10 protein-coding genes are annotated in these 9,925 nt (G+C 36.0%); 7 read left to right on the forward strand and 3 right to left on the reverse strand.

Features of this window, described 5'->3' with window-relative positions:
- The 5 genes from ACIQ2S_RS08160 to ACIQ2S_RS08180 form a co-directional block, all read left to right on the forward strand.
- The coding region (locus tag ACIQ2S_RS08160) for a hypothetical protein (protein WP_396174838.1) at window positions 1–184 on the forward strand (184 nt) is incomplete at its 5' end.
- Between the two features lie 297 nt (window positions 185–481).
- Complete coding sequence (locus ACIQ2S_RS08165) at window positions 482–706, forward strand: hypothetical protein (RefSeq protein ID WP_396174841.1); 225 nt, start codon at window positions 482–484, stop codon at window positions 704–706.
- Between the two features lie 5 nt (window positions 707–711).
- Window positions 712–1,161, forward strand: a complete 450-nt coding sequence (locus ACIQ2S_RS08170; RefSeq protein ID WP_396174843.1) for a GNAT family N-acetyltransferase — start codon at window positions 712–714, stop codon at window positions 1,159–1,161.
- Between the two features lie 28 nt (window positions 1,162–1,189).
- Window positions 1,190–2,533, forward strand: a complete 1,344-nt coding sequence (locus ACIQ2S_RS08175; RefSeq protein WP_396174845.1) for a deoxyguanosinetriphosphate triphosphohydrolase — start codon at window positions 1,190–1,192, stop codon at window positions 2,531–2,533.
- 79 nt (window positions 2,534–2,612) lie between these two features.
- The gene (locus tag ACIQ2S_RS08180) at window positions 2,613–5,219 is read left to right on the forward strand and encodes a T9SS-dependent M36 family metallopeptidase (protein WP_396174847.1); all 2,607 of its coding nucleotides are present in this window, start codon (window positions 2,613–2,615) and stop codon (window positions 5,217–5,219) included.
- Between the two features lies 1 nt (window position 5,220).
- Here the strand turns inward: ACIQ2S_RS08180 and ACIQ2S_RS08185 are convergent, their stop codons facing one another.
- The 3 genes from ACIQ2S_RS08185 to ACIQ2S_RS08195 all read right to left on the reverse strand — a co-directional run bounded on the left by ACIQ2S_RS08185 (window position 5,221) and on the right by ACIQ2S_RS08195 (window position 8,732).
- Entirely contained in the window at window positions 5,221–6,180 is a 960-nt protein-coding gene (locus ACIQ2S_RS08185) for a DUF3078 domain-containing protein (RefSeq protein ID WP_396174849.1), read from the reverse strand.
- A gap of 39 nt (window positions 6,181–6,219) precedes the next feature.
- On the reverse strand, window positions 6,220–7,986 hold the full coding sequence (locus tag ACIQ2S_RS08190) for a 1-deoxy-D-xylulose-5-phosphate synthase (protein ID WP_396174851.1): 1,767 nt from the start codon (window positions 7,984–7,986) through the stop codon (window positions 6,220–6,222).
- 83 nt (window positions 7,987–8,069) lie between these two features.
- Entirely contained in the window at window positions 8,070–8,732 is a 663-nt protein-coding gene (locus tag ACIQ2S_RS08195) for an HAD family hydrolase (protein ID WP_396174853.1), read from the reverse strand.
- Between the two features lie 103 nt (window positions 8,733–8,835).
- Here ACIQ2S_RS08195 and ACIQ2S_RS08200 point away from each other — a divergent pair, with 103 nt between their 5' ends.
- Together ACIQ2S_RS08200 and ACIQ2S_RS08205 are read left to right on the forward strand one after the other, a co-directional pair.
- A complete protein-coding gene (locus tag ACIQ2S_RS08200) occupies window positions 8,836–9,279 on the forward strand; it encodes a nucleoside deaminase (protein WP_396174855.1) in 444 nt (147 codons plus the stop codon).
- A 342-nt stretch (window positions 9,280–9,621) separates the two neighbouring features.
- A partial coding sequence (locus ACIQ2S_RS08205) for a hypothetical protein (protein ID WP_396174858.1) occupies window positions 9,622–9,925 on the forward strand: 304 nt, incomplete at its 3' end.

The following is a 9,925-nucleotide window of genomic DNA, read 5'->3' on the forward strand; positions in this document are numbered from 1 at the left end:
TACCTTAAATAACGACAAAAAAGCTGAGCCTGTTGAAGTGATTGAGCAAGTTGTTTTAACTAAAAGATTAGAAACGATAGCTGTTTTAAACGAACCCGTAGAAATGTCTCCCGAGGAATACCGTGCTATGATTGAAATGGCTAAAAATGCAGGTCCCGACGAATGTGAGATGTGTGGATCTTAAGCAGAAAATAGAATTAAGATAATGGAGAATAGAAAATCAGCTGTTTATTTAGGTAAATGGCTGTTTTTTTTGAAGCTATTTCTCGCTTTACATTCCAAGTCCGTTTGTTGAGTTAGGTTCGGCTAAGCTCTGCCAAGAGCTTCCTATGGTCGCTTTGGCAAAGCAAGCCTCACACAAACCCAACAAGCCGTGCTTTCCATTACAATCGAGGCTAAATGCGACTTTGCAACCAATGCAATCTATTTATTCATAATTCAACTTTCAATTCGTACATTTGAATAAGCAAAATTAATAACCATGTCAAAAGATAAAAAAGGCGTTTATACAGGAATCATCGAGAAAGATGAAAACGGGAATTATTTCTGTGGCGAATATTTGTTGGATTATAAATACACCGAAGCCGGTTTTAAAATTGGGGATAAAATAAATATCAAAACGGTAATTGAAAACCCAAGTGATATCAGTTATAATAAGTATCCTAAAAAATCCAGAAACTTCTTTTTGGCGAATGAAAAAAAGTAAATACAATGATTGCATTACTTCGCACAACATCAGATCATGATGATTTTCAAAAATTGGTTGTTCAACTTGATGCTTATTTGAGAATTATTGACGGTGAGGATCATGTGTTTTATGCTCAATTCAACAAATCCAACTTATTGAAGAATGTATTAATTGCTTATGAAAATAATTTTCCGGTTGGTATAGGAGCTTACAAAGAATTTGATCCTGAAACAATTGAAATTAAAAGAATGTTTACAGTTCTGGATCAAAGAGGGAAAGGAGTAGCAAAAGCTATTTTAACCGAATTAGAAAATTGGGCGAAAGAAGAAAAATATTCAATAGCTCTTCTTGAAACAGGAATAGAACTAAAAGATGCTCAATATTTATATCAAAAAAAGGGATATCAGGTTATTGATAATTATGGTCAATATATTGGAGTTAAAAATAGTGTATGCATGAAAAAGTATCTTTAAAAGAGACAAGTTACTATAAAATTAAACTATGAAGTGGGAACAACTTTTATCCTTAAAGCGTCAAGGCGATAAAGGAAAACGACTTAGAGTAGAGCAAGACGACACACGTCTGGGATTTGAAGTAGATTATGACCGAATCATTTTTTCGGCTGCTTTCAGAAGCTTGCAGGACAAAACGCAGGTAATTCCACTATCAAAAACCGATTTTGTGCATACACGTTTAACGCACAGCTTAGAAGTTTCAGTTGTGGGTCGATCAATAGGAAGATTGGTAGGAAAAAAAATCATTGAAAAATATCCCCATTTACAGGAAGTCCACGGCTATCAAATGAATGATTTCGGGGCGATTGTGGCAGCCGCTTGTTTGGCACATGACATCGGCAATCCACCTTTTGGACATTCTGGGGAGAAAGCCATTGGAGAGTATTTTAAAACTGGAAAAGGACTGCAATACAAAGAGCAATTGACGCCCAAACAATGGCAAGACTTAGTTGATTTTGAAGGCAATGCCAATGGTTTTTCGGTGCTAACAGGTTCTCGACCCAGCATTGAAGGCGGACTACGGATTTCGTATGCAACTTTGGGAGCATTTATGAAATATCCCAAAGAAAGTTTACCCAAAAAACCTACTCAAAACATAGCCGATAAAAAATATGGTTTTTTCCAACAAGACAAAGAATTTTTTAAAGAAGTAGCTTCCGAATTGGGCTTACTTCCAAATAAAACAGGAGATGATATTGGGTTTGAACGGCATCCATTGGCCTATTTAGTAGAAGCGGCTGATGATATTTGTTACACCATTATTGATTTTGAAGACGGCATCAATTTAGGTTTGGTAGATGAAGACTATGCGTTGGAATACCTAATCAAATTAGTGAAAGAAAGTATCGATGCGTCAAAATATAATGCATTAACAACCAAAGAAGATAGAATCAGCTATATAAGAGCCTTAGCAATTGGGAGTTTAATTAGCGATGCAGTTCGTGTTTTTGTTGAAAATGAAGAAACTATTTTAAATGGACAATTTCCCTTTGCTTTGACTGATAAAAGTAAGTACAAAGCACAAATGGATGACATTATCAAATTAAGCGTTAAGAAAATTTATCAAAGTAGGGAAGTCATCGAAAAAGAAATTACCGGTTTTCATATCATCAACACTCTTTTAGACAATTTTATCACCGCTTATAATAATGACTTTAACGGTCATGCAAACCATTACGATCAGTTAATTCTAAAATTATTACCTGAAAAGTACCATGTTGAGAAAGAAGATTTATATGAGCGGCTGTTACATATTTGCCATTTCATATCACTTTTAACAGATGGCAATGCTTTATTGTATCATCAAATAATTAAGTCAAACAATAGTTAAATTGTATGAAAATTAATTATTTGCTTAAATAATTATAAATATAAGTCTATTTTTGGGAAAAATTAAATTCAATATTCAAATGGTTAGACATTTACTTTTAGTGTTTCTATTTATCGGAAATTTAGTATTTTCTCAAAATCCGACACAATCCATACAACAATACCTTGAAAATAATCGTACGAATCTTGCACTAACGCAGGAAGACATTTCTGATTGGGTGATTGAAAGCGAAGCCAACTCTAGCGTTACCGGAATTACAAATTACCAAGTAAAACAACGCTATCAAGGGATCGAAATTGATCATGCGTTAACTAACTTTTCTTTTAAAAACAGCACTGTTTTTTACGTAGCCAATAGATTTGAATCCGCTGTAGGTGAACGAATAAACACCATAACACCTGTTTATGGTGTTTTGCAAGCGTTGCAAATGGCCTACCAAAGTTTGGGAATTGTTCCAAGTGAGTCGTTACAAATGGTGAGCACGACAGCCGCCAATCATTATAAGATTACTAGCGGTATTCAAATTGACGAGCCGGTTTTGGCTAAATTAGTTTATCAAATTACAGATGATAATCGTTTGCGACTAGCATGGAATTTTACTTTTTATACGCCCAATTACAAGAATTTGTGGTACCTAACAATTGATGCTGTGAATGGAGCAATACTTCAACAAAAAGATTTGGTGTTGACTTGTAATTTTGGAACAACTTCCAATCATTCTAATCACAATCATTTTGTTGGATTTTCTAAAAAAATTAATAAGTCAGCAAATTATTTAGTTGAAACTCAGTCAGGAAGTTATAATGTTTTTCCATACAACACAGAAAGTCCTAATCATGGGCCACGACAGTTAATCAGTAATCCGCATGATATTGGAGCGTCACCTTTTGGCTGGCATGACACCAATGGCGTAACGGGTTCGGAGTTTACTATTACAAGAGGTAATAATGTTTGGGCAAGAGAAGATATTGATGGTGTTAATTCCACAGTTGGAGCAAGTCCGAATGGAGGAGCTGCATTATTATTTGATTTTCCATATACCGGAACTAGTGCACAACCAAGTACTTACACTAATGCCGCAACAACCAATTTGTTTTACATGAATAATATGATTCATGATATATTTTATAAATATGGTTTTGATGAGGCGAACGGTAATTTCCAACAAAATAATTATGGAAATCTCGGAACTGGAAATGATTTTGTTATAGCAGAATCGCAAGATGGAGGAGGGACAAACAATGCTAATTTTTCAACACCCATTGATGGTTTTAGCGGAAGAATGCAAATGTTTTTATGGAATACAGCCCCACAAATGATGCCAATCACCATTACGTCCCCGGCAGTAATTGCTGGAAACTATGCTGCTAGAGATAATAATTTCTCACCGGGAAACGTCAGTTTACCCTTTAGTCCTCTAACCATTTCATCGAACCTTATCCTTTACAACGACGGTATTGGTGATACGGCCGATGCTTGCACAGATCCTGTAAATGGTGCAGCAATGGCAGGTAAAATTGTATTACTAAAAAGAGGAGATTGCACTTTCGTTTCAAAAGTTTTGCGAGCCCAAAATGCGGGAGCTACAGCAGTAATTGTTGTGAACAATGTTCCCGGAACTATTGTAATGGGAGGCGACGGAACTGGGGTTACTATTCCGGCTCTGAGTGTCACACAAGCTGTTGGTAATTTATTAATCAATCAGTTACAAAGCGGCCCTGTATTTATTGTGCTGCAAGGCCCTGAAGAAATTTTTGTAAATTCAGATGGTTCTTTTGATAATGGAATTATTGCTCATGAATACGGACACGGGATATCAAATAGATTGACAGGTGGAGCTAATAACTCAAGTTGTTTAAACAATGAAGAACAAATGGGTGAAGGATGGTCAGATTGGTTCGCCTTAATGCTTCAAATGAAAACGGGAGATGTTGGTTCTGCAGCGAGAGGAATAGGTACTTTTGCTATTGGAGAGCCCATAACTGGCGGCGGAATTCGTCCTTATCCTTATTCAACAAATTTTGCTATTAATCCGCTGACTTTTGATGACAGCAATTTCTTATCTGTTCCTCATGGTGTTGGCTCTGTTTGGGCTACTATGCTCTGGGATTTAACATGGGCCTATGTTAATAAATACGGGTTTAATTCTAATATTTTTACAGGAAATGGGGGGAATAATAAAGTGCTCCGATTGGTATTGGATGCGATGAAAATTCAACCATGTAACCCCACTTTTGTAGAAGGTAGAAATGCTCTAATTGCAGCGGATCAGGCAACTACAGGTGGTGCTGACTATTGTATGATCTGGTCAGTTTTTGCTGCTAGAGGCTTGGGAGTTAATGCAAGTTCAGGATTAAATGACAGTGCATCCGATCAAACAGAAGATTTTACCACACCGGCAGCAGGTCCTAATTGTATACTTAGTGTTTCGACTATCCAAAATCAGGAATCTATTAATGTGTTCCCCAACCCATCCAATGGAAAAATAATAATTTCTTATGCTAATTACGTTGGAAAAATGAACATACAAGTAGTTGATTTAAACGGAAGAATCGTTTACAATGATTCAACTACTTCATTTGACAACACAAAAGAAATTAATTTGACTAATTTGAATGCAGGGGTTTACATTGTTAAAATTGAAACAGACCAATCGAATTTTATTAAAAAAATCATCAAAAACTAGACTACGGAGTACTGCTTTTCTTTTCCTTAAAAATATAAACAAAGCCTATCCCTAAGCCTTGTTTTAATTGCACTTTAGGACCAACTGTTGTTTGAACTCCATTGATTTGCTCTTTGGCTTTTACATCATCATCGTAGAGCATGTGTAAACCGATATTGGCACGCACATAATCATTAACAACCATGTCCAATTGTATTTGCCAGTCTACATCAATATTTCCAAATTTATTGATATAATCGGTATACAATGAAAGGCGATTCTCAAGGGTCATGTTTTTATAAACCGGAGTTTTCCAAAAATTACTTAAAAGTATACCCACTTCATTTCTAGTCATTTTGCCCTTCTGTATCAAATTTCCTGCTTCATCATATACAGCTTTGTTTACACCAAAAGAACCCAAATCTGCTAGTCGTTGGTCAAGAACCAGGGTTGTTTTAACAGTTAAAGGCGAAAAGTAAAAATTCAGATTTTTTTCTTTTAAATTATGCTCTGACCCAACCCCCAAGAAAAGATAGGCAGGAGCAAATGGTTTTGAAATAGGGGTATCTGTATTTGGGTATGAATAGCCATTGGAAAACTGCGTATTAAAACTAAATCGTGCAGAATAATACCAATTGGAGGTGGGGTCTTTTTTATAACCGAAATTAGACAACATTGAAAAAGCATCGTCAGTCTTGCGAAGTTCCCGGCCATCTTGCTTATTGATTCCGTAGCGAACACTTATTTCGTTGTTCCAAAGAACAGATTCTCTAGTATATTTTTTTGAAAAATCCGCTCTTAATAAACCCGCAATTGAGCTATTTCCTCCTGCATTCCAATTCATAAAAGCTACTTGATTAATATCTAAGCCTATCGTTTTTTTACTAACCCAAAAAACAGTGTCTTTTGTGGTTCTGATTTTTTGAGCATGAAGAATTGAAATTGAACCAACAAGCAAAAAAAGCATGATAACTATTCTCATGTAATAGGATTATTTAAGTCGTTGCAAAAGTCACCATTTTTAATAAGTTGACAAAATGGAGACCAAACTTTCAACGTCTATTTTGCAAAATTGTTGCAATTCTAAAACAGAGCCTTGTTCGATAAATGTATCCGGAATACCTAGAACACGAATGTTGCTATAGTAATTAAATTGTGAAGCAAATTCACAAACTGCACTGCCAAAACCACCTTTGATTGCACCGTCTTCGATGGTAATAATTTCAGAATAGTTTGTACAAATTTGATGCAAAATGCCTTCATCCAAAGGTTTTACAAAAGGAAAATCATAGTGAGCAAAATTTGCAGGATGGTCAGTTTTTGCCAGTGCATCAGCGACATTCTTGCCAATAAAACCGTTGGAAAGTATCGCAACTTTTGAGCCTTCTTTTAAAAGATTTGCTTTCCCTATTTCAGTTTTTTCAAATGGTTGTTTCCAATCAACCAATTCTCCTCTTCCCCGCGGATAACGAATTGCTATTGGATTTGTAAGTCCCAATTGAGCCGTATACATCATATTGCGTAAGGCTGCTTCATTTCGCGGAGCATAAATAATCATGTTCGGAATGCATCGTAAATAAGGTATGTCAAAAACGCCGTGATGGGTAGCTCCGTCTTCGCCAACCAAACCGGCTCGGTCTAAACAAAAAACAACAGGTAAATTCTGCAAGGCAACGTCATGAATCACTTGGTCGTAAGCTCGTTGCAAAAAGGTTGAATAAATATTGCAAAAAACAACCATTCCTTGAGTGGCCATTCCGGCCGCAAGTGTCACCGCATGTTGTTCGGCAATACCTACATCAAAAGCTCTTTCAGGAAAAATATCCATCATGAATTTCAATGAACTTCCTGTGGGCATTGCAGGTGTAATCCCGATGATATTTTTATTTTGAGTAGCTAGTTCAACTAAAGTAAGTCCAAAAACATCTTGAAATTTTGGAGGTAAATGTCCTTCTTCTTTTAAGAGAATTTCTCCGGTTAGTTTATCAAATTTCCCCGGAGCATGGTATTTTACTTGATCTTCTTCCGCTTTTTGTAATCCTTTACCTTTGGTTGTAATGACATGTAGAAATTTGGGACCTTTTACTTTTTTTAATCGTTCCAATTCTTTGATTAAGGCGAAAATATCATGACCGTCAATCGGACCCGAGTAATCGAAATTCAGCGACTTAATCATGTTGTTGTCCTTAGGATTTTTCCCTTCCTTAACTGCAGTTAAATAATTTTTTAATGCACCCACGCTAGGATCAATTCCAATGGCATTGTCATTTAAAACAACTAATAAATTGGCATCTGTAACTCCTGCATGATTCAATCCTTCAAAAGCCATTCCGCTTGCAATCGATGCATCGCCAATTACCGCAATATGATTTTTGTCTTCGCCTTTGAGTTGCGAAGCAATGGCCATTCCCAAAGCCGCAGAAATAGAAGTGGAAGAATGTCCCACACCAAACGTGTCATATTCGCTTTCACTGCGTTTTGGAAACCCTGAAATGCCTCCTAATTGCCGATTCGTGTAAAAAATATCTTTCCTTCCTGTTAAAATTTTATGTCCATAAGCTTGATGGCCTACATCCCAAACCAATAAATCAGTAGGTGTGTCAAAAACATAATGCAATGCAATGGTCAATTCAACTACACCCAAACTGGCACCCAAATGGCCTTCTTTAACGGAAACAATATCAATAATAAAATCACGTAAATTCTTGGCCAATTCGGGTAACTGAGTTATTGCTAACTGTCGCAAATCGGAAGGTGATTGTATGTGTTGAAGTAGATTTTCTGACATGTCACAAATGTACGAATTGAAATTGTAATTTAGATTTCAATTCAAACAAGTAAAATTCTATCAATCAATTAAAAGGCTGAGTGCTATTTTTCCAATAATTCCAGAACCTTTTTTAGCGAGATTTCGGTATAATCATGAATATAAAAGTCACAAGGAGGTAGTTGCTCTTTACTATGAGTCGTTAAAACACCAACGACTTTTGCTCCCGCATTTTTCCCGGCCATAATTCCCGAAAAAGAATCTTCAAAAACCAAAGTATTTTCGGGTTTTACAGCCAGATTTTTCATTGTTTTCAGATAGACTTCCGGATGAGGTTTGTGATGAATTACGTTTTCACTCGATAAAGCAGATTCCATTTGTGATTCAAATCCCAAAAGCCTCATAATAAGCGTAAGATTTTCTTTTGGTGCAGAAGTGGCTATACCGGTTTTAAAACCTGCAGCTTTCAATACAATTAAAAATTCTAAAAACCGCGGAATCGGGCAAGCATATTCCGCATAGATTTCTCGAAACAATGCTTCTTTTTCATTCGCTAATTTGTCAACTTCTTCCTCGGTTAAATCTTGGTTTTTAAAGAAATGACGCATTATGTATCCATTGTGTTTGCCATACATGTGCTCTTCAAATTCTTCGGTTGAATACGTGACTTGATGTCTGTCAAAAAACCTCTCAAATGCAACAACGTGAAAGGGATTGGTATGGACAATCACACCATCCATGTCAAAAATTACTGCTTTATGTTCCATAGTGCGAAGGTATTGCTAATTCCAAATAGATAGGTAAAAATAGGATTAAAATTGTTCATCTTTTACGGCACGAGGTAGCGTTTGAAATTGTATTTTTGTTTCTATGGAAAATCCGTTTACACACGAATATTTTATGAAAAAGGCCTATCAGGAAGCCGAAATTGCCTTTGAAAAAGGTGAAGTTCCCGTGGGTGCAGTCATAGTTGTTGCCGATAAAATAATCGCTCGAACACATAATTTAACCGAACTTTTGAATGACGTTACCGCTCATGCAGAAATGCAAGCAATAACAGCCGCTGCAAATTTTTTAGGCGGAAAATATTTAAAAGATTGCACACTGTATGTAACAATCGAACCCTGTCAAATGTGTGCCGGAGCTTTGTATTGGAGCCAGATTACCAAAATTGTTTTTGGAGCTCGCGATGAACATAGAGGGTTTTTAAAAATGGGCACTCAATTACACCCCAGAACAGAAGTAATACAAGGTGTTATGGAACAAGAATGTGGCGATTTAATGGTGCGTTTTTTTGCTTCTCGGCGGAAATGAAAATAGCAAGCTTATTGCTTTTTAGATTAATAATTTAAATATTTATGGTACATATTTTGAAATTACACTACACGCTACTTTGAAATTGCACTATACATCACTTTGAAATTACACTATATATTACTTTGAAATTGCACTATATGTAACTTTGAAAATGCACTGAACGATTATCCTATTTATTGCCACGCTATAAACGGACTAAAAAATAGCTATAAATATTTTAAATTAACCCATAATTTCTTCTTAAATTATTCTTACATTTAACACAATAATCGGAATAGTTTTTGTGTTATCCGAAATAAGTAACCACTTTCTTTCGTTCCATTCTTAATTTACTGAACAATGTCAATCAAACGTTTGTTGCAGCTTGTATTAGCTGTTGTTGTGCTCCATTCCTGTGGCAAAAAAGTATCAACTGAGGAGTTCAACTCCGATTTTTCGTTGTTCAAAGAATACATACAAACCTTTAGTTCGGGACTCGTGTCCACAAAAAGTGATATCCGAGTGGTTTTTACTTTCTATAAAAACGAATGGCAAGCCAACGAGGAACTGGATCAAAACCTCTTTGACATTTCTCCTTCCATAAAAGGAAAAGTGGTGGCACTGTCCAGCAATACCTTGACTTTTATTCCTGAAGAAAAATTAG

Origin of the sequence: Flavobacterium sp., assembly GCF_044371705.1 — a bacterium.
Classification (GTDB): domain Bacteria; phylum Bacteroidota; class Bacteroidia; order Flavobacteriales; family Flavobacteriaceae; genus Flavobacterium.

Coding starts and splice junctions, on each gene's coding strand:
- ACIQ2S_RS08200 (WP_396174855.1), top strand. CDS start 8,836: ATGGAAAATCCGTTTACACACGAATATTTTATGAAAAAGGCCTATCAG.
- ACIQ2S_RS08185 (WP_396174849.1), bottom strand. CDS start 6,180: ATGAGAATAGTTATCATGCTTTTTTTGCTTGTTGGTTCAATTTCAATT.
- ACIQ2S_RS08190 (WP_396174851.1), bottom strand. CDS start 7,986: ATGTCAGAAAATCTACTTCAACACATACAATCACCTTCCGATTTGCGA.
- ACIQ2S_RS08195 (WP_396174853.1), bottom strand. CDS start 8,732: ATGGAACATAAAGCAGTAATTTTTGACATGGATGGTGTGATTGTCCAT.
- ACIQ2S_RS08170 (WP_396174843.1), top strand. CDS start 712: ATGATTGCATTACTTCGCACAACATCAGATCATGATGATTTTCAAAAA.
- ACIQ2S_RS08180 (WP_396174847.1), top strand. CDS start 2,613: ATGGTTAGACATTTACTTTTAGTGTTTCTATTTATCGGAAATTTAGTA.
- ACIQ2S_RS08175 (WP_396174845.1), top strand. CDS start 1,190: ATGAAGTGGGAACAACTTTTATCCTTAAAGCGTCAAGGCGATAAAGGA.
- ACIQ2S_RS08165 (WP_396174841.1), top strand. CDS start 482: ATGTCAAAAGATAAAAAAGGCGTTTATACAGGAATCATCGAGAAAGAT.